The organism is Chitinophaga sancti (assembly GCF_034424315.1).
Lineage (GTDB): Bacteria > Bacteroidota > Bacteroidia > Chitinophagales > Chitinophagaceae > Chitinophaga > Chitinophaga sancti.
The window spans coordinates 6,332,501-6,355,475 of the sequence record NZ_CP139972.1 but is presented as its reverse complement, the minus strand read 5'-3'; the positions used below and the strand labels follow the sequence as shown (position 1 = coordinate 6,355,475).

Annotated in this window: 14 protein-coding genes and 2 rRNA genes (1 of these 16 only partly in view); 4 read left to right on the top strand and 12 right to left on the bottom strand. The window is 44.3% G+C overall.

All coding sequences use genetic code 11. From position 1 onward, the window contains the following. Nucleotides 1-65: 65 nt before the first annotated feature. Nucleotides 66-2,987, top strand: coding sequence for a lantibiotic dehydratase (locus tag U0033_RS24910; RefSeq protein ID WP_177318590.1), 2,922 nt, complete (start codon nucleotides 66-68; stop codon nucleotides 2,985-2,987). A gap of 6 nt (nucleotides 2,988-2,993) precedes the next feature. Here the strand turns inward: U0033_RS24910 and U0033_RS24905 are convergent, their stop codons facing one another. The 5 genes from U0033_RS24905 to U0033_RS24885 form a co-directional block, all read right to left on the bottom strand. After that, a complete protein-coding gene (locus U0033_RS24905; protein ID WP_072360325.1) occupies nucleotides 2,994-4,103 on the bottom strand; it encodes a DNA cytosine methyltransferase in 1,110 nt (369 codons plus the stop codon). Next, nucleotides 4,100-6,919, bottom strand: coding sequence for a BpuSI family type II restriction endonuclease (locus U0033_RS24900; RefSeq protein WP_072360323.1), 2,820 nt, complete (start codon nucleotides 6,917-6,919; stop codon nucleotides 4,100-4,102). The genes U0033_RS24905 and U0033_RS24900 overlap by 4 nt, the downstream gene beginning before the upstream one ends. Nucleotide 6,920: 1 nt before the next feature. Continuing rightward, complete coding sequence (locus U0033_RS24895) at nucleotides 6,921-8,543, bottom strand: Eco57I restriction-modification methylase domain-containing protein (RefSeq protein WP_072360321.1); 1,623 nt, start codon at nucleotides 8,541-8,543, stop codon at nucleotides 6,921-6,923. A 156-nt stretch (nucleotides 8,544-8,699) separates the two neighbouring features. Next, nucleotides 8,700-10,010 (bottom strand): alkaline phosphatase family protein, encoded by a 1,311-nt coding sequence (locus tag U0033_RS24890; RefSeq protein ID WP_072360319.1) that lies wholly within the window; start codon nucleotides 10,008-10,010, stop codon nucleotides 8,700-8,702. 259 nt (nucleotides 10,011-10,269) lie between these two features. Further along, nucleotides 10,270-10,851 carry a serine hydrolase domain-containing protein gene (locus U0033_RS24885; RefSeq protein WP_083571510.1) on the bottom strand — a complete coding sequence of 194 codons (582 nt, stop codon included), beginning with the start codon at nucleotides 10,849-10,851 and terminating at the stop codon, nucleotides 10,270-10,272. Between the two features lie 49 nt (nucleotides 10,852-10,900). On the opposite strand from U0033_RS24885, the gene U0033_RS24880 reads away from it, so the two are divergent. Beyond that, nucleotides 10,901-11,500, top strand: a complete 600-nt coding sequence (locus U0033_RS24880; RefSeq protein WP_083571509.1) for a LytR/AlgR family response regulator transcription factor — start codon at nucleotides 10,901-10,903, stop codon at nucleotides 11,498-11,500. Between the two features lie 51 nt (nucleotides 11,501-11,551). Here the strand turns inward: U0033_RS24880 and mnmE are convergent, their stop codons facing one another. From mnmE to U0033_RS24855, 5 genes are all read right to left on the bottom strand, one after another. Further along, nucleotides 11,552-12,940 (bottom strand): tRNA uridine-5-carboxymethylaminomethyl(34) synthesis GTPase MnmE, encoded by a 1,389-nt coding sequence (gene mnmE / locus U0033_RS24875; RefSeq protein ID WP_245801759.1) that lies wholly within the window; start codon nucleotides 12,938-12,940, stop codon nucleotides 11,552-11,554. A gap of 98 nt (nucleotides 12,941-13,038) precedes the next feature. Next, nucleotides 13,039-13,875: an energy transducer TonB gene (locus U0033_RS24870; protein WP_072360314.1), complete on the bottom strand. Its 837-nt coding sequence runs from the start codon at nucleotides 13,873-13,875 to the stop codon at nucleotides 13,039-13,041. A gap of 45 nt (nucleotides 13,876-13,920) precedes the next feature. Continuing rightward, a complete protein-coding gene (locus U0033_RS24865) occupies nucleotides 13,921-14,520 on the bottom strand; it encodes an ExbD/TolR family protein (protein WP_072360312.1) in 600 nt (199 codons plus the stop codon). Nucleotides 14,521-14,586: 66 nt separating this feature from the next. Then, complete coding sequence (locus U0033_RS24860) at nucleotides 14,587-15,255, bottom strand: ExbD/TolR family protein (RefSeq protein ID WP_072360310.1); 669 nt, start codon at nucleotides 15,253-15,255, stop codon at nucleotides 14,587-14,589. A 66-nt stretch (nucleotides 15,256-15,321) separates the two neighbouring features. Further along, complete coding sequence (locus U0033_RS24855) at nucleotides 15,322-16,185, bottom strand: MotA/TolQ/ExbB proton channel family protein (RefSeq protein WP_072360308.1); 864 nt, start codon at nucleotides 16,183-16,185, stop codon at nucleotides 15,322-15,324. Nucleotides 16,186-16,949: 764 nt separating this feature from the next. Between U0033_RS24855 and U0033_RS24850 the strand changes: the two genes are divergently transcribed. Both U0033_RS24850 and U0033_RS24845 read left to right on the top strand, forming a co-directional pair. Beyond that, a complete protein-coding gene (locus U0033_RS24850; RefSeq protein ID WP_072360306.1) occupies nucleotides 16,950-19,520 on the top strand; it encodes a zinc-dependent metalloprotease in 2,571 nt (856 codons plus the stop codon). Nucleotides 19,521-19,674: 154 nt separating this feature from the next. Further along, on the top strand, nucleotides 19,675-20,721 hold the full coding sequence (locus U0033_RS24845; protein ID WP_072360304.1) for a LacI family DNA-binding transcriptional regulator: 1,047 nt from the start codon (nucleotides 19,675-19,677) through the stop codon (nucleotides 20,719-20,721). Nucleotides 20,722-20,781: 60 nt separating this feature from the next. On the opposite strand, the gene rrf is transcribed toward U0033_RS24845, so the two are convergent. Next, nucleotides 20,782-20,893, bottom strand: a 5S ribosomal RNA gene (rrf, locus tag U0033_RS24840). A gap of 99 nt (nucleotides 20,894-20,992) precedes the next feature. After that, nucleotides 20,993-22,975 (bottom strand): 23S ribosomal RNA (locus U0033_RS24835); it runs 898 nt beyond the window's last position.

Genomic DNA, 22,975 nt, shown 5'->3' with positions numbered 1-22,975 from the left:
ATTTTTATTTAGTACGCACACCCTTACAGTCCATCCAGTTCTTAGATCAATTTGAGCAAGTTGACATGGCAGCATTACCTGGCATGCTGAAAGCGCTGTTCCAGGATCCGGCTATGCAGGAGGCAATCTATATTGCATCCCCTGAGTTGCACCAGGAGCTTATGAAGTGGCTGCAGGGCGGGGCAGGTAGTGAGAAAATGTGTATGGCGCTGTATAGGTATGTACTGAGAATGAGTACGCGTTGTACACCTTATGGATTATTTGCAGGCTGTGCAACGGGGCATTATTCAGCTGCTACTGCTATTGAGATCGGGCATGCACATAAAAAACATTGCCGCCTGGATATGAACTATGTAGCTGAGCTGGCAGCGATGATCACTCAATTGCCAGAGATTAAAGTACAATTACGCTACTTCCCTAACAATTCTATTTACCCGGTAGCGGATACTTTTCGCTATGCAGGGTTTACGGTGAAAAATAAATTCCGACACTACGAGCTGGCGGCGGTAAGCCGGAGCCCTTACCTGGAAACATTGCTGTCTGTAGCGGGTAGCGGCGCGACGATCGCAGCATTATGTGCGGCCATTGTGGATGATGAGATTACAGAAGATGATGCCCGCGAATTCATTGATGAACTAATCGAGAACCAGCTATTGGTGAGTGAACTGGAACCGACGGTGACGGGCGAGGAATTCTTTTCTTATCTATTACAACGCTTATCCACATTATCAGGTACAACGGCCATCACAGCGACCTTAAAACAAATTCAACAACTACTCTCCGATCCTGCCACCGGTGTGGATAAGTACCTGCATACACATGCTTTGGTACAGGAATTATTACCTGATACCAGGAGTAAAGACCTGGTGCAGACGGACCTGTTTTTAGCGACTTCGCAGAATACCATCAGTACTACATTAATTAAAGATTTACAGGACCAGGTATTGCCTTTGTGGAAAATGGCAAGAGCGAATACCAATACGGAGATGACCAACTTCATAAACCGCTTCAGGGAGCGATATGAAGACCAGGAAGTGCCGCTGGCACTGGCATTGGATAATGAGGCGGGTATTGGATATGGGAATAGTCAATCCGATCATACTCCACTGATAGACGACCTGGTGATCACAAATAACGAGGAGCAGACGAATTTGCAATGGAGCCAGCTGCGGAGTTTTCAGCTGGAGAAACTGCACCAGTGTATGCAGGAAGGCGCTCAATTATTAACACTGACAGATGCTGACCTGGAAACGCTGAAAAGCCCCGTACCAGTGGTATTGCCATCCAGTATGTACCTGATGGGAAGTCTGCATGGCAGTAGTGCTTCTGCCCTGGATGCAGGGGAGTATCTATTTGAGATGAATGGTTTCAGCGGCCCTTCTTCAGCGAACCTGCTGGGTAGGTTCTGTCATGGAGATGCACAGTTACTGGCACATGTAAAGGAGTGCCTTCGTGAAGAAGAGCAGCAGGATCCTGATGTGATCTATGCAGAGGTGGTGCACCTGCCGGAGGCAAGAACCGGTAATATCCTAATGCGTCCTCAACTGAGAGAATACGAAATCGTGTACCTCGGCAATGGCAGTGTGGCTGTGGAAAAACAGTTCGCTATTACAGACCTGATGGTCAGTGTTCGTCAGAATAAAATTGTTTTACGTTCCAGGCGCTATAATAAACGGGTGATACCAAGACTGAGCACTGCGCATAATTTCGCCAGGAATAGCCTGCCGGTGTATCACTTCCTCTGTGATCTGCAATCACACACCGTGACCGGCTGGCAATGGCATTTGCCGGTGCAGCCCGCTTTTTTACCAAGGGTGGTGTATAAAAAAATTGTTCTTGGCAAAGCCACCTGGCATTTGCAGAAAGGAGCCGATTTAAAAGCATTGCAGTTACCACGGTACATTACTATTATGGAAGGCGATAATGAGCTGTATATAGATAGGAAGAATGCCGTGAGCATGCAATTGCTGCAGACCATGCTGGAAAAGAAAGAGAAAATAACCGTTCAGGAAGTGATCGGCACGCCGGATCAATGCTGGATCAAAGGCACAGGAGGCCGGTTTACAAATGAAGTGATTATTCCCTTTGCGAATAAAGTGACGGTGTCACCTTTAGTGGAGACAGTAACCCAAGAGCCGATACGTAGGTTTATCACCGGCAGTGAATGGCTGTATATCAAACTATATGGAGGCAGTAAGACTGCTGAAGATGTGCTGACAACCGTGGTAGCGCCACTGATTGCACAGGTAGAAGCTGCGCAGCTGGCAGATAAATGGTTCTTTATCCGGTATAATGACCCGGACCATCATATCCGCTTACGTTTTCATAATAGCAGTGATCCTGTTTTCTGGCAGCGGATACTGCATTTATTGTATGAACAAATCGGACAGTATCAAAAGCAGGAATTGATTTATAAAGTACAGACGGATACCTATGTGCGGGAAATTGAGCGATATGGTGTGGATACGATGGAGTTCAGTGAGCAGGTGTTTTATGCAGACAGTAAGGCAGTGTTGAACTGCATTTGTCAACTCGAAGGAGAAGATGGTGAAAGATACAGATGGCTGCTGGGCGCAAGAGGCGTGGATGTGCTGTTGCAGGACTTTGGGTATGACCTGGCGGCAAGAGCTGCCATTATGAAAGTGATCAGGGAAGGGTTCTTCCGGGAATTTGGAGGTTCACAGGAATTACAGACACAGTTGAATAGCAAGTATAGACAGGAGATGCGGCAATTGAGTAGTTTTCTTGATCCCAGCCAGGATGAGGAGAATGGCATAGCCGGACTGTTTGATGAGCGCTCTGACTTTATCAGGGAGATAGTGCCTGCCGGTATTGCGGCCGATTATTTATTGCCTAGTTATATTCACATGTTTTTGAACAGGATCCTGCTGACGGGGCAGCGGAAGCATGAGCTGGTGCTGTATCATTTCCTGAGCAAATATTATGATTCGCAGTTGGCGATTCAGAAGAAAAAGCAAACAACATAGTCTCAGCTATGTTGTCTGCTTTTTCGCTTTCAAGAAAGGTTTGAAATACGCTGCCCAGGCCTGGCCTAAGAGCGGGGGTACTGCGTTTCCTATCTGCACGTAATAGTTTCTTTTATTGGATGAATACACCTGGAAATCGTCCGGAAAAGACTGAATCCTCAGTCCTTCTCTGAGACTGATCAGGCGATCCGTTCTATAATGAATATTACAGCCCACATTCAGTCTGTTGAAGTGGGTATTCAATGTATAGGAAGGTTTATCTTCACTGAGTCTGCCGTAGGTGGTGGTACGGCCACCTGTTTTCTTAAAGTTTAATATTCTTTGCGTAGCCACGGCATCAGGCACATTCACGTAGTTCCCTCCGGGAGGAATGTGACGGATTAGTTCATTGTCCTTTGCGCTGGCATAAGGTGTTATGTGAAGAGTACCTGGACCATCCGCTGCTTTCCGCATTAGTCTCTGGTAGTCATTGTCCGTGTCTTTTATATAGTTAAAAACGCCCGTTTCATTGGTTTCAGGCAAATCTGACAATGCTTCGTAAGCGCTGACCCAGCGGGGTAATTCGTTTCCGTCTTCAGAGTTAGTTGGAGATGGTTTATCGATCGTCTTACCGATCCTGTTACCAACTATAAATACCCTTTGTCTTCTTTGCGGTACGCCATAGTCGGCAGCATTCAGTTTATTGACAGAAGTTTTGTAGCCCAGTTCCTCAAAGGCGGCAATGAGGTTATCAATGACCCTGGTGCCATCGGGGTTTTTAGCGGATAGGATGCCTGTAACGTTTTCCAGCAGGAAGATTTTAGGATGTACATGCTTCAACACGTTCAGATAAGACCATACCAGGTTGGAACGTTCATCATTGGGATCGCGTTTTCCTACCAGGGAAAATGACTGGCAGGGCGGGCCCCCCACCAGCACATCTGCCTGGGGGATATCTTCGACTTTTATGGTATTAATATCTCCATGAACGATATGATCACCCAGGTTCCTTTTATATGTTTCACAGGCATCTTTCAGAAAATCATTTGCCCAGATCACATCATAGCCTGCATGTATGAAACCTAAGTCCAAACCTCCGCACCCGGAAAACAGGCTAACTACTTTTGTTTTACTCATATTCTTCTATCCTCTACTAAATCTGCTAAAAATAATTCAAAATAATCTACCATATCGGCAGGGCTGGCAAAGCCGAGATTGTTGCGCGAAAAAAGAACGGTACCTATTGCCAGGTCTAAATTTCTCCGGGGAGTATTCAAACCTTCCTCACCGCTGAACGCTGCATTAGCTATACTTATATTTCTAAATTCGGTGGCTACTGCGCTAAATTCTGCCTGGCTGATTATTGACAGATCAGGAATTTTAAAGCGTTCTATTTGAAAACCTTCAAGCTTTCGGAGGCCTTCCTGGTTGTTAGCATTTAACTCAAACTGGACCTGCCCAAAGGCGGAAAGTAAAAAAGCGGAGACAAACTGGTATTGCAATTCCTGGTTTACTGTTTGATGATGATTTCTCAGATCATTGCAGTAAAAGAAATTAGTCGAAAGTGTGATGGCCTGATTATAAGGATTATAATATACCACATGCTTTGTCCTGTCTGCTCTCGGTATTAAAATTTTGGCAACAAATGTACTATTAAAAGCATTATTCACGATCCTCCGCCATTTATCCAGGCCAAACTCATTTGTACCATCGTCATACAGCTGTATTAATCCAAAATCGCTTTGGAAATTGACCGGCAACCCATTGGCCTGATTTTTATCGGTTAAAGACGGGAAATGTAATGCTTTTTCTAAATTGAGATCCTGTATCGTCAGGAAATAAGCTCTCCGGGTAAAGTTATTTTGAATACCCGCCCCTATTCTCACATTCAGTAAAGAGGAGAAATTAATCCTAGACCTTGCAGTATCGGCCTTTTTTTGAGCAGCACTCAATGGCGCTCCCCATCCAAAATATTGGTTTGTATTTACATCCAGTTCCGGGAAGATAATTTTAGATCCACCGGCAGATTCGGCCCCACCTCTTGACACATCAGCGAAATGATGCTTAATAGGATTTAAAAAAGGTAAGCTAAGTAAACGGTCGTACTTTTCTTCATTTAGGTAATTCGTCCAGTTCTCAGCAGGCACAAGGCTGCTTCTTGGCACCGAACGTAATTTATAGGCACCAGTAACGGTATCCTGCCCCAGCTCCAGTATCCCTTTTACCATTTCCGGAGATGAGAGGATATTTTCATCCGTAATTCTCAGGAAGGATACATTTGCTGAATTGTTCCCTTTTTTCAAAATCACTATTGCTGTAGTTACCACAAACTCCTGGAAATATTTCCGTGGATAGGTAATAATCGCCTCCACCTTATCCAGAATAAACGCCTTCAAATGCTCACCATCTTCATTATTCAGAAATTTGGTCATTAATATCAATCCCGCCTTCCCATTATTTTTCAGGTAGTGCCAGCTATAATTCGTAAAGTAATAATATAGGTTCGGCTGCTTCGCATCCAAAACAAAGTTGTTAACACCAGTAGCATTGATAGCGGTGAGCATTCTTGTTTTATCAGCAGTGGTAATTGGTGCAACGTGATTATCATTCCTTAGAAATGGAGGATTCATCAGCACTGCATCATACTGCCCGGCACCTGGATGTTGAAACATATCCCCTATCAACACATTTGCCTGGGTCGTGTTATTTGTCTGAATTAAGTTTTTGGATAATAGTCTGAATGCTGCCAGCTGAGATAAAAATGGATCTATCTCTATCCCTTCAACCTGGGATAATATCTGATTATGCGTTTTTACATGATTACCTGTGGTAGCCAATAAGCTGATCTGATCATATGCCGCATCCAGCAATGCCCCGTCTCCACAACCCGGATCCAACACTTTAACATCATCAGTATCTATGCACAATGTGGCGAGCAGGTTGGATAACTCTGCATCCGACATCACCTTCCCCTTGCTGTGTAACTCCAGTTTCTCATAAATCTTCGATGTCAGTAAATTAAAGACATAGGATGGGGAGGAATTATCTGCCACCGCGGCAGGGCTATACTGAGTGAGACATTGAATTAAATCCCTGAAATATTGCAGGTAGTTAGCTGAAAGGTTTTCAGGGAATAAGCGCTGCCCCTGATTCGGATGATTAGAGAAAATCTGGCGAAAATCTAATTGAATGATCTTATCATAGTTGTTCCTCAGGCTATTCACAAACTGGTCTAATGTTACATTACCCGCGGGATAGCCGCGAAAAAACTTACCATTAGGATCCCTTTTGACAGTGTAATATTCTTTTAAATATGCGTAGGCAAGCAGCCTGAATAATTCATATAATGAAAGCTCAGTTGATACCGTATCGGGATACCTCAGCGTATTTTTTAACGCTAAATAGTTTTTGTGAAAACTATCTATGATAGGCTCCCAATTATTATCCCAGTCAGGATTCGTCCTATTGAATATAAGGGGGAATATCTGTTCAAAAGTTGCCTGCAAGTCATCCACGGCAGCAGATGCATCCCTATTGACAGGATTAAACTTAGTATGCTGGCGGGGATTGCCTTTTAATACACAGGTAGTCAAAGGACCGCTCCTATCAGCAAAAAGAATCAGTCTTTCGATATTGGTAATGCAATAGTACTTATGATATCCACTTGCCCAATGCATACCGTAATCGGTAACATAAGACCGGGTTTGATTCTGGTAACGTTGTGACTCTACATCTCTTTCCGTCCGCTTCACCTCACAAATGAATATATATTGCTGATTCGCTTTTAGCCTGATCGCGAAATCGGGGATAATTGTACTATTCGGGATCTTGGGATGATGGACAATCTCCGCAATATTATCATAACCACACTTCACTAATGCGTTCGTCAATGCCTGTTCTACAGGTGGGTGAAAGCCTGCAACTTCTTCTGAATTATACCAGAGCTGTAGCATATTAGTTGATATATCTTTTTAGTTCTGCCTGTAAATCTTCCAATGTCACGTTGTGATCTGCAATGCGGTTGTACTCCGCTAATAGTAATTTATCAATGTTGCTGATTATCTCCTTGTCGTCTCCGTTATAACGGTTTTGTCCTTTTAAATCTGCCCCCAGTTTGCCCAGTTTTGCTACCGCGCTTTTTGAAAGCGCATCTATCTTCATAACAGGAACTTCTGTAAACTCATACAACTGAATTTTACGCAGGCCACCGCCCTGACTTCTTGATTTGCGCAAAACAGAAATCCTTGTAAAACTGGAATTTAATATTGCTAAATGAACGAGTGGTTCTTCAGGGATGCTAAGAATATAAAAGTTATCTGACGCGTGTAATTGATCTTCGTTAAAGATAAAATCAATATTATTTCTCAGATAATAGTTAAATATGAAATTCCCGGGCGCCTTCAGGTTGATCTTAAACCAGTTTCCCCCTTTACGAATTTTGTCTTTTACACCTTTCAATTTATCATCCGCAGTTTCCAGGATCTGTGTTTTTACCTGCTCCAGGTATTGCATTGTTGCTGCGGAGGCCGTGTCCTTTAAAGCCAGCAAATATGCAGTATGCGTATTGGAACCATAGGTCAGCAGTTTTGTAATATCCTTGATCACCGGGATGGCCTCTTTGAATCGTTTTGTTTCATGTAAGAAGTGAACATTTGCAATGGAGGAAATCCCCCTTTGTATAGGTTGTTTTGATATATGGCCCAGGAGAGCAAAAAGGTCGTTATCGAAAAGGATACTGCTACTATCATTAAAATTGAAGGTAGCAAAATCGCTTTGGGGGATACTGACAGGGTGAAGGTTCATAAAGTCTTTTAAGGACCCCATGTTTTGTATTGAATCCCTTACATAATAATTCACTGGCTCATTCGTCCTCTTCTTACGAAATTCAATAATTGTAGCTCCTACCTCTGCATCAGGAAAAGCATCTTTCTTAAAATGATAGATATTATTCACACTCCCCAAACTTGTCAGCAGGCTCTTTAAAGCCTTTCCAAAGGAATTATATAACCAGCTATCATAAATAACGGCTACCATTAGGCCGTTATCCTTCAGATGCAGGATGGCCTTTATCAGGAAATAAACGTAGAGGTTCGATTGAGAAGGTATCTGATCTGCTATCTCTGCACCAATACTTTCGGCCGCTATCTCTTTGGTGTTGATTCCCTTTACCAATAATTCCTGGCGAACGTATGGAGGGTTCTGAATAACAAAATCAAACTTGTTTGACAATGGATAACTCAGAAAACTATCTATTACCAACTGCCTGTCTGGCGCTTTAAAAAAGGCCTCAATGGCGGGTGTGATCAAAGTTTTATCCACTTCAATGCCCAGCAGAGAAGGGTTGAATCCAGGATCTTCGAAATGGGAGAAAAATGAATTTGGACCAATACAAGGATCCAATATGGTGTGTGCGGGCTGTAACTCTTTTTTAATAATTGAGGCCATAAATCCGGCAAGTATATCCGGAGTAAATACCTGGCCTAAGATCTTCTTTCGTTCTAAAGATGGGAGCTTCTCTAGTTTTTCATTAACTAACAAATCAAGTTGTGACACTACATTATTTTCTGAAATTCCCATTTCCTGATTGTTTTATTGAAAGTCTCCTCCTAAAACCTGCGTTATAAATATAGGAAAAGGGGTGCTAAGTTAAGCTAATTTTTTTAGCAAAAACAGCGGCCAAAAAATAAAGGGAAGGCGTTGACCAGCTTCCCTTTTCAAGATATTTTGGCGCGCTTATTTTAATACACCCGCAGGTACTTTACCATCAACCTTGCCTAAATCGAGTTTCAATAATTCAGCAATTACTGGTGCTACATCAATAACATTCATCTCCTTTACATGGCCGCCCTTCCTGATGCCGGCACCATAGGCTACAAAACCCGTCTGGATCTCCCTGAAGTCAGGATAGTAACCATGGGTACCGCCCTTAGCCGCTTTTACCAACTCCCCTTTCCTGGCACCACCAATGGTTACATGGCCTAATGCAGTAATTGCCATCGCCGCATTTGGATCAGCGCCAATTTTATCCAGTTGCTGACGATCCAGTATTCTGAACATCTTCTGCTGATCAGCAGGCAAGGCTTTCAGTATCGCAACTACTTTATCCACTGTCGCCTTATCATGCTGATCTTCCAGATGCAGGAAGGCGGAACCACCGGAGGCATGGAACTGCGCCCTGATATTGTTTTTAGCCAGCAACACATTGGGATTAAATGACTTTTCAATATTCACAAACCCATGGTCGCCGGTAACAATAATGGTAGTACTGTCTGCAATACCAGCTCTTTGTACCGCTTCCAGGATAGTACCGATCGCCCTGTCAGCACCGGATACTGATTTCCTGACCAGGTAGCCATCGCGGCCAATCTGGTGTTCGTAGTGATCCGTACAAGGGAGGTGCAAGGTCACAAAAGCGGGTTTATATTTCTGAATCAGGTAGCCACTGATCCTGGCAATGTTCTCGTCGAAGATCAGCTCCCCGTTGTTCATTGCCCAGTCATCAGGCTGGATCTTGCCGGTAGCACTGTCCTGCACTTCCTGCCATAAGTTCGCCGGGGTGGAAGTTTCTGCTACCGCTATTCTCCTGTCATTATTCTTGCCCAATGGCCATACATCAGGAATGTTGTAGTCAACAGGAGCATGAACAGATACCGGCCAGATGATGGCGGCAGATTTCTTACCTGCTTTATGCACCGCATCCCACAGACTGGGCACTTTCAGTGAATCATAGTAAAAATACCAGACACCGGTAGCACCCTTGGGTTCGTAAGGTGTGTTGTAGTAAATGCCATGCTTCATCGGTGTAACACCTGTGATGAGAGAGGTATGATTGGGATAGGTCACCGTTGGAAATACGCTGTTGACACCGTCAGCATAGCTGCCGCTATCTTTCATCATACGGAGGTTAACCATTCCCCAGGATGCATCCTGGTAAAAGTCGGGTCTGAAGCCATCAATGGTTATCAGGATGACATGCCCTGACTGTTGGCCGAAAGTTGTGAATGCCAGCATCAGTGATGCCGCGACGAGTAATATCCTTTTCATAATTGAGAGTTTCCTTACATTAATAACTACTCAATGACAGGTATACCGCCAGCATTTAGACCAAATTCATAATTACTTAACAGTGGCCCTCGTCTTTCCGTAATTGTGGTATGCACTTCACAGAACTTACATTCCTTTAATTTTCAAATGCTTGCCCAAACAGAGGTAAGCCAATACCTAGCTCAGTATTTTCTGTTTCTTGCAGAGCATCCCCCTGAAAAGTGCTCCCATAAAGCGATAAGGCCAATCTTAACTACTCTTATTGTATTTTAACGACGCCCATAATCTCACCATGGCTGTATACCAACATTTGCCAAATGGCACCCTTGTCATTACGCATAAATTCGATGCGGGCACTCCCTGCGCGGAACACATTTCGCTTTACAAGCTGTAATGGCTGTTCCTTGTTACCAGGGATATGGATGTACAGGTTGCTGTCCTGTAAATGTACCTGCACCTGTGTGCTGTCTTCTTTCCTGAATTTATAGAGTCCAGTGAATTCTTTCTTGATGCTATCCGGCATATTGATGACCGGCAGGTCGGCAAATGCCCTTGCCAGCGGTTGGTGGTACAGGATGCTCATAATATTATCAATCACGTCTCCGCCACTGCTATTGGCATTGCTTAAAGCAATAATGCATATATCATCCTGGGGAAAACGGATGAGAATATTCTTATAACCGGCAATTTTGCCATCGTGTGATATGCGTAGTTTGCCATACAGCGAATCAATAAACCAGCCATACCCATAAGGTCCTCTATCTTTGGTAAAGATCGCCGCCAATGATCGTTTGGATAAAAACTTCCCTTTTTGTAAGGCCGTATGCCACAGGGATATCATCTGTAATCATATTGCTGCCACGCCTGGATTATCAATCGTAAAAAGTTGTATGAATGCATCTGAAGTCTATGAGGGCTTGCATGAACACAAAATAGACCTGATCTTCCTGGATATTCAAATGCCGGTGATTACCGGTACTGATTTCCTGCGTTCACTGCGCTACCCGCCCCTGGTTATTTTTACCACTGCTTATCACAATTATGCGGTGGAAGGGTTTGAGTTGAACTCGGTCGATTACCTGCTTAAGCCCATTACCTACGAGCGTTTTTACCAGGCCATTCAAAAAGTGTGGGATAGGCAGACTATTCAACCTGCACAACCGGCTGCACCCCTTGTGGATTATATCTTCATCAAACAGGACAGCCGGCTGGTGCGCATTCTCTTTGACCAGATACGTTATGTAGAGGCGGAAAAAGATTTCAGTACTGTATTTACCACTGATAAAAAATTACTGGCCGGCATGCACCTGAAAATGTTCGAGGGCATGTTGCCGGCTGACAGATTTTTCCGGGTGCATCGTTCCTTTATCGTGAACTTGTCTAAAATATCTTCTATCAATGGCAACATGGTGGAAATAGGTCAGGCCGAAATTCCAATTGGTGCCAGTTATAAAAATGAGCTGATGAAAAAGCCTGGTATTGCCGGATAGACCCGCTCTTGGGAAAAACGAGTGATTGAGAAAAGGTAAAGTATTTAAGCCCTACTTCCCGATACAAAATTTACTAAATATAAAATCCAGCTGATCCTCATTCGTGATCTGCCCCGTGATCTCACCCAGGAAATGCAGGCAACGTCGGATATCCAGAGATAGCAGGTCGCCAGGTAGCTGATTGTCCAGTCCATTTTTTACGTCAATGAGTGATTTCATGACTTCCTGCAGGGCTGCATGGTGACGTGCATTGGTGACAATGGTCGCCTCGGTATTAATATCTCCGCTCATTACTTTGTGCACAAGCCGGTTCTTCAGGTCTTCAATATGTTCATGCTGCCGGGCAGAAATATACAGGATGTCGTTTATGTCTCTGAATTTTGCCTGGTTAGCCTCCAGCCCTGCGATGTCAGTTTTATTCCCGACCAGGAGGTAGTTGATATTATCTTTTTTAAAGGCATCGATCTGCTCCTGTAAATCTTCTATACTGGTTTGGTTTACATCGAACATGTACAACACCACCCCTGCTTCGCGGATCTTCTCCATTGTTTTCTGCACGCCAATGCTTTCAATGGTGTCATCGCTTTCGCGGATTCCAGCGGTGTCGATCAGTCTGAAAAGGATCCCCTGGATATTGAGGATTTCTTCAATAGTATCACGGGTAGTACCGGCTATATCACTTACGATAGCACGATTTTCGTTGAGCAGGGTGTTGAGCAGGGTAGATTTGCCGGCATTGGGTTTACCTACAATGGCAGTGTTCACCCCATTCTTGATCACATTTCCCATCTGGAAACTATCTGCCAGGTGTTTTACTACCAGCATGGCTTCGTTGATGAGTTTATAAAATTGCGTGCGATCTGCAAACTCTACATCTTCCTGACTGAAATCCAATTCCAGTTCAATAAGCGCCGAGAAGCTGATCAGCTGCTCTCTCAATGCAGACAGCTCTTTGGAGAATCCGCCTCTCATTTGCTGCATCGCTGTCTGGTGGCTCGCAGCGGAGTTACTTGCAATCAGGTCAGCTACAGATTCAGCCTGGGTCAGGTCCAGTTTGCCATTCAGGAAAGCCCGCATGGTATATTCACCCGGTTTGGCCATCCTGGCGCCGGCGCGGATACAGGCATCAATGATTTGTTGCTGGATGTAGGGAGAACCATGACAGGAAATTTCCACGATGTTTTCACCAGTGTAAGAGCGGGGTGCTTTGTAAAGCCCCACGACTACTTCATCGATGGTACGTCCATTTTCCACAATGCTACCAAAGTGTAGGGTATGGCTAGCCTGCTTATGCAGGTCTTTGGCCGGAAAGAGCTGGTTGCAGATCTCAATGGCATTGGCTCCATTGAGGCGCAGTACAGCAATGGCACCTACACCGGCGGCAGTAGCGGGAGCCACAATAGTATCATCGTATCCTGTAAGATTATTCCCAAGCATCATAATATCATTTGCAAATCAGACGGCAATATACCAATAAATAAAAACACCCTGTCATGGCCAGGCCTTGACAGGGTGTTTTCTATAAAGCGTACTTAGTACTACTCTTGCAGTGTGAAGCGGATAGGCAGGTTAAACTGAACTGATACCTGACGGCCGTTCTGTTTACCAGCTTTCCATTTAGGCATGATTTTCACCACGCGGATAGCTTCTTCTTCAAGACCGCCACCTTTCGGAGCACCTACAGTTTTCACATCTTTGATGTTACCTTCTGAATCTACTACGAATTGTACGAATACTGTACCTGAGATCGCATTTTCCTGCGCTACGCGAGGATAGTGGATGTTTTTGCTCAGGAACTTCGCCAGTGCGTCTTCACCACCTGGGAAGGTAGGAGGCTGTTCTACGAATGTGAAGATCTCTTCTTTAGCCGGAGCTGGAGGAGCTTCTACCACACCAGTACCTTTACTGTCTTCCAGCAATCCTGGGTCGATACCGTTAGGATCACCTTCTACTGTTTTAGTACTTACAGCTTTATCTTTCAGGTCCTCTTGCTTAGGTGGCACCTCATCTGGTGGCACTTCGCTATCTTTTTTAATGATAGGAGGAGTGAACTGCACTGATGGCTTCACCGGTGGTGGTGGAGCTGGAGGTGGAGGAGGTGGAGGAGGTGTTTTTGGATCATCTGGGATCTTTACGTCCTCCATCTTGATTTGTTCGATAACGGGCCTAGTTGGGTGCTCCCTTTCAGCCTTCACTATCGCTGTATTGATAGCGTAACCTGCGATAACAATCAACATCAGCGCCGCGCTGCCGATGAGGGCATTGCGCACCCTTTTGTTATATTGTCTTCTAAGGTCATAAGCTCCATATTCCTTATTCCTGTTCTCAAACAGGATGTCCAGAAAGTCGGAGTTTAAGATTTTAGCGGTATCCATTGATTCAATTTTTAAGATGGATGCAAAAGTTGATTAGTTCCTCAATTACTGGTTGCCGCCACCACCGCCGTTAGCAGCTTCTGTCTGATGGATCCAGGTTTTATCCTGGTCACTGATATCGACAGTAGCGTAACGTGAAATACGGTTGATAGCCATTTCATCCAGGATGTCTACAAAGTTCTTATACTTGGCATCATCATCTGCCTTGATAATCACTACAACATCTTCAGGCTCACCTTTTGCATTTCTAAATTTTGCAACTTCATCCCGCTTTCTGATAATCACATCGCGGATGCCATCCTTATTAGCAAAGTTTGTCGCTTTGAAAAAGTTAGGATCAGCTGATGCATCAGGATTCTGTGCTAAACCTTCGTAATAATATACCTGATTGTTCTTTCCAAGCAATATAGTGAGGGCTGTACTTTCCTTAACCTTGTTTTGCTCTTCTTCATTTTTTGTATCCTTTGGCATGATCAAGTCCATAGTTTTGGGCTTGCTCATGGTTGTAGTCAACATGAAGAAGGTGATCAAGAGAAAGCCGAGGTCCACCATCGGAGTCATGTCTACACGTGTAGAATGCTTCTTAGATTTCGTACCCTGGTGTTTCTTCCCACCGCCACTACTGCTGGTATCCATTTCTGCCATAGTAGCTCTTTTTTTTAGTTTTCAAAAGCAACCCAGCGCCTCAACGCTGCCTGCCGTTTACTTTAACTATTTTTCTTCTTCTTTCTTCTCACCGCCTTGTGCACGGGCCAAAGCAGCAGCAGTACCTGGAGGTGGTGCCTCAAGGTTAGTCACCAGATTCAACTTCTGAATTCCCTTCTTTTTGAAGGTATCCAGCACATCCTTGATCTTAGGATATGGGGTGGCATTATCTGCTTTGATACAATACTGCAGCTTAGGATTACTTCCCTGTGCAGATCTTGCATACTCGATCCATACTGCTACCTCGTTGTTCGCGGAATCAGTAGGGATACCGTTTTCGAGACCGGATTTCTTACGTTCCGCTGTTTTCAGCGCCAGGTAAGCCTTGAGATTCTTAATATCAGTACCAATGCTGGAACCGATAATAAAGTTATTCATCTCATGTTGATCCAGACCCAATTTATACTGGGTATTCAGGTCTTCGATCAATTTCTGACGTTTAGGCTGGCCATCCATACTAAAGAATACCCTTCCTTTTTCGTCGATTGTTAACATGATTACATCAGAATCAGGTAACAATTTGGTGTTGATTGAAGACGGAGTTACCACAGTTACCGGTTCATCCGGCTTAAATTTAGTAGCCAGCATGAAGAACGTGAGCAGCAGGAAAGCTACATCACACATCGCGGTCATATCAACCAGCGTGCTCTTCCTAGCCATTTTAACTTTTGGCATCTTTACTCCTTTTTGGTTTACTTATAAGATTCAAAACCGCATTTTTTCCACACAAATAATCAGAAATTATTTGTGGTTCGCAGCGAAGCTCTGTGTCAAAGTAAAGCCAGACTCGTCGATAGCGTAAGTGATGCTATCAATATTAGTTGTAAAGTAGTTATACATGATGATCGCAACTGCAGAAGTAGAGATACCCAGAGCGGTGTTGATCAACGCTTCAGAGATACCACCTGCCAGTTTACCAGAATCTGGTGCACCAGAAGCAGACATCGCAGAGAAGGATTTGATCATACCCAATACCGTACCGAACAGACCTAACAGGGTAGCTACGGAAGCGATAGTGGACAGGAACACCAGGTTCTTTTCCATCATAGGCAGTTCCAGGGAAGTTGTTTCTTCGATCTCCTGCTTGATTGCACTGATCTTCTGGTCAGTATCCAGCTCAGTGTTAGTGATCATTTCTTTGTACTTCTTCAGACCTGCTTTCAGTACGTTACCAACAGAACCTTTCTGTTTGTCGCACTCAGCCAGAGCTGCGTCAACGTTTTTATTAGCCAGGTGATATTGAACTTTTCTTACCAGCTCAGCACCGCTAAATTTACCTTTCGCTCTGGAGATATAGAGGAAACGCTCAATTACGAAAGTGATACAAATCAGTAATACAGAGATCAGGATAGGTACGATAATACCACCCATGTAAACTGTACCAAACCACTTGCCCATACCTTCTTCAACCGGGTGAGAGTTCGCATTGATTACACCACCTTGGAAGTTGTTTGGATTGCCTAAAACGAACATGTAAAAAAGAACACCTATTACGATACAAACAGGCACTGCAAGCATTGCAAACGTGTTGTTTGATTTCTTAGGTTGATGAGATGAATTCGCTTTGGCAGAAGCTGCAGTCACAGTTGTTTTAGTCTCAGCCATGTTGATTGAATTTTAGTGTTAAAGATTAAACTATTGTTTTTTTGTTATTTCTGCAATGTTAAATACGTGATTCGCAAAGTTATACGGTTGACTTAAAAAAACAAGTGCAGCTCAAAAAATCTCACAAAATTTAACCTCCCTCCCCAAAAGCCCACCTGTGGCAGACTTAATGCATTCTGATTTTTATTTGAGCAACACTTAATTTATTTAAATGCAAATTATATCAAAGAATGGATCATTCCCCTTAAGAAATACTATCCCTGGAACCTGAAATTTATTGATTTTTTTCAAAGTTGGACGCACAATTTAAGAAATATTTTAAATGTTCCAACAGAAATTTTATCTCATTTCTCATACTATTTTCCGCTACCAATGGCACTTTGCGTCAGCTTTACCTGATTGATGGTTATCTTGCCGTTGTGCCATTTCTGCCATTCACATATAGCTCTCTTCATTCTATCTGATTCTCATAAGCGTATTCATTTGATGAAAGACCCTGCTGCCGTGGATTCCACCGGATCCTAATCATAGCCTAATATAAATATAAAAGCTACCATATCAGTAAATTTACTCATAATCTCTGGCTCCCGCTATCACTTTAACATACCTTTAAATAAATATTCCCCACATAGTGCTAAACTTCCACTCCTAAAGGTATTAAAGCGCTTATGGATTTCCCGCATAAGTTACTGCTTAATATGTTTATTTGCAACTTACTTTCTAAAAAAACACCTAAATCAAGAACAACCACTTAATAACTATCAATGAATAAACGCTTTATCCGCTCCGTTGCGGCTATCTTTTTCAGTTCATTCCTGCTGATCACAGGCACTTTCAGCCCGGTCTCAGCCCAAAGAAAGAAAAAACATGAGGGCAACACCACACCAACCGACTCCACTGCCCGCCCGCCACTACCTGCCAAAAGCGGCCCAAAGACCGCTCCAAAAAAGTTTAGTGAAGTAATTACATCCAGTGCCAGAACGGATTCCGGGCTGTTCATTATTTATAAACAGGACGATAAGATCTTCGCTGAAATCCCCGACTCCATCCTGGGAAGGGATATCCTGGTTGTAAACCGTATCTCCAAATCCGCCGCCGGCCTGCGTTCTTCCGTTTCTATGTATGGATATAGCGGCGATGAGATCGGGGAAAATGTAATCCGCTTCGATAAAGGTCCAAATGACAGGATATTTCTCAAAAACATCTCGTATACCGAGATTTCTAAAGATTCCAGCCAACCCATGTTCCAGGCTGTAATGAATTCAAATATCCAGCCAATAGCAGCTGCCTTCGATATCAAAGCAGTCTCCGATAGCGCTCATGGTAGTATCATTGACCTCACTGATTTTATCCAGGGTGATAATGATATCCTCTTCTTTGATCCGCGTGTCAAGTCCGCACTCAAGCTGGGTGGCCTGCAACAGGATAAATCCTATATCGTAGATGTGAAGTCATACCCTATCAATACAGAGATCAAAACAGTAAAAACCTACTCCAAGTCAGGCGGTGGCCAGGGTCCACAGGGATCCTCCCAGAGCGGTAATGCCACACTGGAACTGAATAGTTCCATCATCCTGCTGCCAGCTACTCCTATGAAGAGTCGTTACTTTGATCCCCGCGTCGGTTTCTTCACCACCTCTGTTACTGACTTTGATGCCGACCCACAAGGTGTAAAAAGATTGTCAATGATCACCCGCTGGCGCCTGGAACCTAAACCTGAAGACAGAGAAAAATATAACCGCGGGGAACTCGTGGAACCCGCGAAACCCATTATATTTTACATAGACCCCGCTACCCCTAAAAAATGGGTGCCTTACCTGATCCTGGGCGTGAATGACTGGCAGGCTGCTTTCGAACAGGCAGGCTTTAAAAATGCTATCATTGCCAAACTGGCGCCAACTCCTGCAGAAGATTCTACCTGGAGCATGGAAGATGCCCGCTTTTCTGCTATCGTATACAAACCTTCTGATGTTCCAAATGCAAGCGGACCTCACGTACATGATCCCCGATCCGGCGAAATTCTCGAAAGCCATATCAACTGGTATCACAACGTAATGCACCTGCTGCGCAACTGGTACTTTGTTCAATGCGCTCCCAACGATCCGAGAGCCCGTAAAATCGAGTTCGATGATCAGCTGATGGGAGAACTCATTCGCTTCGTTTCCTCTCATGAAGTAGGGCATACCCTGGGGCTTCGTCATAACTTCGGTTCCAGCTCCGCCTACCCTGTAGAAAAACTGAGAAATAAAGAATGGGTAAAGGCTAACGGACACGCCCCCTCTATTATGGACTATGCACGTTTCAACTACGTCGCACAACCCGGTGATGGCATCACAGGTGCTGATCTCTATCCCCGAATCAACTTCTACGACAAATGGGCTATTGAATGGGGATATCGTCAGATCCAGGGTGTCACTGATCCACAAGCAGAACAACCCGTGCTGAATAAATGGACCGTCGAAAAACTGAAGGATAAGAAATACTGGTTCGGTACCGAAATGAATCCTGATGATCCAAGATCCCAGAATGAAGACCTGGGTGATAATGCGATGAAAGCAAGTGAGTATGGCATTAAAAACCTGCAGCGCATTATTCCAAATCTGCTTGCCTGGACCAGTACTCCCAATGAAGGTTACGCTAACCTTAGCGAATTATACAAAGAAGTCAGCACACAGTTCGGCCGTTACATGGGGCATGTAGCTAAAAATATAGGTGGTGTTTATGAGACACCTAAAACTGTAGAACAGGAAGGTGGTGTATACGCGTCCGTTCCTAAATCAATTCAACAGGAAGCCGTACAGTTCTTACAACAACAATTATTCACGACTCCAAAATGGTTGCTGGATAAAGAGATCCTGAGCCGTACCGGAAATAACGCTACTGCGATCATCAGTGCCCGTCAGAACCCAGTTCTGCAAAAAATTATGAGCTCCGGCACTTTGACTAAACTGATTAACGCAGAAGCAAATGAAGGCAGTAATAACTACACAGCTGCTGCCTTGCTGACTGATTTGAAAAAAGGTATTTTCAGTGAACTGACCAACCACCAGGCAATTGATGTATTCCGCAGGAACCTGCAAAAGAATTATGTGGATAACCTGGTAGATCTGGTCAATGAGCCTTCTCCCAATTCCGGTGGAGGTATGATGATCATGATTGGCGCGGCACCAGCCATATCTTCTACTCCTGCCGATGTAAGCAGCATTGCACGTGCACAGCTGACAGCCCTGAGGGGAGAGGTTAAAGCCGCTGCGGCAACAGCTGGAGATAACATGAGTCGTTACCATCTGAATGATGTATATGAAAAAATTAGCCAGGCCTTAGATCCTAAATAAGGATACTGTTTTATTTTTAAACCGGCCGCCAGCCTCTATCACCGCCGTTTATTGTATAAGCAATAAACGGCGGCTTTATTTAAGGAATTAATAATAAAAACTAATTCGCTTCCGCAAAGCCTTTTTTCTGAGTTGCAGCATTTAGTTTATATTTATGTCACTGAACCTCAAAAATGTGAAAGAACGCACGTCAAAAGTCACCATTTACGACATAGCTAAAGTGCTGAATCTATCTGCTTCCACGGTCTCCAGGGCACTACAAAACAATACCCTGATCAATCAGGAGACACGTGAAAAAGTAAGACAAACAGCCACTGATATGGGCTATGTTCCCAACTGGATCGCTTCCAGTCTTCGAAAGAAACGCTCCAACATTTTGGGGCTGATCGTTCCACGTACATCCATGTATTTCCAGAGTACTGCCATCAGCGGTATCCAGCATGAAGCACATAAATATGGCTTCAGCATTGTGATCGGTCAATCCGATGATACAGTGGCAATGGAAAAAGAACTGGTACAAACCTTTTATTCTTTAAGAGTAGATGGATTACTGGCGGTTTCTTCGATGTTTACCACAACATTTGAACATTTCAATCCCTTTATCAAGAATAATATCCCGCTGGTATTCTACGATCGGGTGCCATCTGATTTCAACGGTTATACGATTACCGGAGATGATTTCAGGGGAGGATACCTGGCTACAGAACACCTGATTAAACAGGGATGTAAACGTATTGCCCATTTTTCGGGTATTCTAACCTGTAATTTGTATCAGCAACGATTGGGAGGTTATAAGGCTGCTTTAGCCCAATATGGACTTCCGTTTGATGAATCACTTGTGCATGTGCATAACCTGACTACCGATGCAGCGATTGCTGCATCCAGGCAGTTATTATCACAGGAAGTATTGCCTGATGGATTGTTTTCTACCAATGATACTTCAGCAATTGCCTTTATACAGGAAGCCAGGCATTTTAATATCCAGATTCCTGAACAGATTAAAGTAGTAGGTTATTCCAATGACCAGTCATCACGAATTATTTCTCCATCTTTAAGTACGATAGAGCAATCCGGTTATTCAATGGGGCAAAAGGCTGTAGAGACTTTAGTACAGTTGATCAATCAGGACGAGACAGTGAAGATTACGCAGAATTTTGTATTTCCTGTTGAATTAATAGAACGTGCTTCCAGCAAGTTGTAATAACAAAAAAGGTATAAAACGAAAAAAGCCTCTGATTCATATCAGAGGCTTTTTCAATAAATATGGCGGCTACCTACTCTCCCGCATGATAGTGCAGTACCATCGGCCATGAGGGGCTTAACTTCTCTGTTCGGAATGGGAAGAGGTGAACACCCTCGGCAAAACCACCATAAGATCTTGAAGATCTTTTGTTACTTACTCCTGTCTTTGCAGACCAGCAGCAGCAACGCAATAATTTACATATTGGGAAGTTGAAACACAGTATATAATAAAATTAAAGCTTACGGGCAATTAGTACTACTCGGCTTCGATGTTACCACCCTTACACCTGTAGCCTATCAACGTCGTAGTCTCCGACGGCCCTTAAAAGTAAACTCATCTTGAGGTTGGTTTCACGCTTAGATGCTTTCAGCGTTTATCCTTTCCGTACATAGCTACTCGGCACTGCACCTGGCGGCACAACCGATACACCAGCGGTACGTACGACCCGGTCCTCTCGTACTAAGGTCATGTCCCCGCAATTTACTAACGATCACAACAGATAGGGACCGAACTGTCTTGCGACGTTCTGAACCCAGTTCACGTGCCACTTTAATCGGCGAACAGCCGAACCCTTGGGACCTTCTCCAGCCCCAGGATGTGACGAACCGACATCGAGGTGCCAAACCTCCCCGTCGATATGAGCTCTTGGGGGAGATCAGCCTGTTATCCCCGGAGTACCTTTTATCCTTTGAGCGATGGCCCTTCCATGCAGAACCACCGGATCACTTTAGCCAGCTTTCGCTCCTGCTCGGCTGGTCAGCCTCACAGTCAAGCACCCTTTTACTAATGCGCTCTGCGTACGATTACCAACCGTACTGAGGGTACCTTTGCGAGCCTCCGTTACTTTTTAGGAGGCGACCACCCCAGTCAAACTACCCACCAAACAATGTCCCCCTTACGGGGTTAGACTCTAAACAACAGAAGGTTGGTATTTCAACGTTGACTCCACAACTCCTGGCGAAGCTGCTTCATAGTCTCCCAACTATCCTACACATCTGTGGTTCAAAATCAATGTTAAGTTGTAGTGAAGGTTCACGGGGTCTTTCCGTCCCGTTGCGATTAACCGGCATCTTCACCGATACTACAATTTCACCGAGCTCGTGGTAGAGACAGTGTCCAACTCATTAGACCATTCGTGCAGGTCGGAACTTACCCGACAAGGAATTTCGCTACCTTAGGACCGTTATAGTTACGGCCGCCGTTTACTGGGGCTTCAGTCAGAAGCTTTGGGTTGCCCCGAACATCCTTCCTTAACCTTCCAGCACCGGGCAGGTATCAGGCTCTATACGTCATCTTTCGATTTTGCAGGGCCCTGTGTTTTTGTTAAACAGTTGGTTGGACCATTTTACTGAGACCGCATTACTGCGGTACGCCTTATCCCGAAGTTACAGCGTCAATTTGCCTAGTTCCTTTACCACGGATCACTCGAGCGCCTGAGGATACTCTCCTCGACTACCTGTGTCGGTTTACGGTACGGGCTGCTATAACCTAACCTTAGAGGTTTTTCTTGGAAGTCTGTTTAGAGACACTATCAACGCAGCCGAAGCTTTGTCGTACTATCAGGTTCATCATCTCATACGGATTTTCCTATATAAGATATAACTACACCCTTTAACGCACTATTCCGTAAGTGCGCGGTCTGTTCACTACTCCGTTACCCCATCGAAATTATAGCAGGTACTGGAATATTCACCAGTTTGCCATCAGCTACGCCTCTCGGCTTTGCCTAAGGACCCGACTAACCCTGATCCGATTAGCGTTGATCAGGAACCCTTAGTCTTACGGCGAATAGGTTTTTCACCTATTTTATCGTTACTTATGCCTACATTTTCTTTTCTAAACGCTCCAGCATACCTCGCGATACACCTTCAATGCAGTTTAGAATGCTCCCCTACCGATTATCTTACGATAATCCTAAAGCTTCGGTTGTATGTTTGATGCCCGATTATTTTCCGTGCTCAAACCCTCGACCAGTGAGCTGTTACGCACTCTTTAAATGAATGGCTGCTTCCAAGCCAACATCCTGGCTGTTATAGGATTTGAACTGCGTTTGTTCAACTTAACATACGATTAGGGACCTTAGCTGTTAATCTGGGTTATTTCCCTCTCGGCCATGGACCTTAGCGCCCACAGCCTCACTCCCGTAGATAATATCATAGCATTCGGAGTTTATTAGGGTTTGGTAGGCGGTGAAGCCCCCTAGCCCAATTAG

What these genes read in the sequence shown, in the direction of transcription:
- U0033_RS24910 (WP_177318590.1), top strand. Translation starts at nt 66, where the DNA reads ATGGCAGCATTACCTGGCATGCTGAAAGCGCTGTTCCAGGATCCGGCT.
- U0033_RS24905 (WP_072360325.1), bottom strand. Translation starts at nt 4,103, where the DNA reads ATGAGTAAAACAAAAGTAGTTAGCCTGTTTTCCGGGTGCGGAGGTTTG.
- U0033_RS24900 (WP_072360323.1), bottom strand. Translation starts at nt 6,919, where the DNA reads ATGCTACAGCTCTGGTATAATTCAGAAGAAGTTGCAGGCTTTCACCCA.
- U0033_RS24895 (WP_072360321.1), bottom strand. Translation starts at nt 8,543, where the DNA reads ATGGGAATTTCAGAAAATAATGTAGTGTCACAACTTGATTTGTTAGTT.
- U0033_RS24890 (WP_072360319.1), bottom strand. Translation starts at nt 10,010, where the DNA reads ATGAAAAGGATATTACTCGTCGCGGCATCACTGATGCTGGCATTCACA.
- U0033_RS24885 (WP_083571510.1), bottom strand. Translation starts at nt 10,851, where the DNA reads ATGATATCCCTGTGGCATACGGCCTTACAAAAAGGGAAGTTTTTATCC.
- U0033_RS24880 (WP_083571509.1), top strand. Translation starts at nt 10,901, where the DNA reads ATGAATGCATCTGAAGTCTATGAGGGCTTGCATGAACACAAAATAGAC.
- mnmE (WP_245801759.1), bottom strand. Translation starts at nt 12,940, where the DNA reads ATGATGCTTGGGAATAATCTTACAGGATACGATGATACTATTGTGGCT.
- U0033_RS24870 (WP_072360314.1), bottom strand. Translation starts at nt 13,875, where the DNA reads ATGGATACCGCTAAAATCTTAAACTCCGACTTTCTGGACATCCTGTTT.
- U0033_RS24865 (WP_072360312.1), bottom strand. Translation starts at nt 14,520, where the DNA reads ATGGCAGAAATGGATACCAGCAGTAGTGGCGGTGGGAAGAAACACCAG.
- U0033_RS24860 (WP_072360310.1), bottom strand. Translation starts at nt 15,255, where the DNA reads ATGCCAAAAGTTAAAATGGCTAGGAAGAGCACGCTGGTTGATATGACC.
- U0033_RS24855 (WP_072360308.1), bottom strand. Translation starts at nt 16,185, where the DNA reads ATGGCTGAGACTAAAACAACTGTGACTGCAGCTTCTGCCAAAGCGAAT.
- U0033_RS24850 (WP_072360306.1), top strand. Translation starts at nt 16,950, where the DNA reads ATGAATAAACGCTTTATCCGCTCCGTTGCGGCTATCTTTTTCAGTTCA.
- U0033_RS24845 (WP_072360304.1), top strand. Translation starts at nt 19,675, where the DNA reads ATGTCACTGAACCTCAAAAATGTGAAAGAACGCACGTCAAAAGTCACC.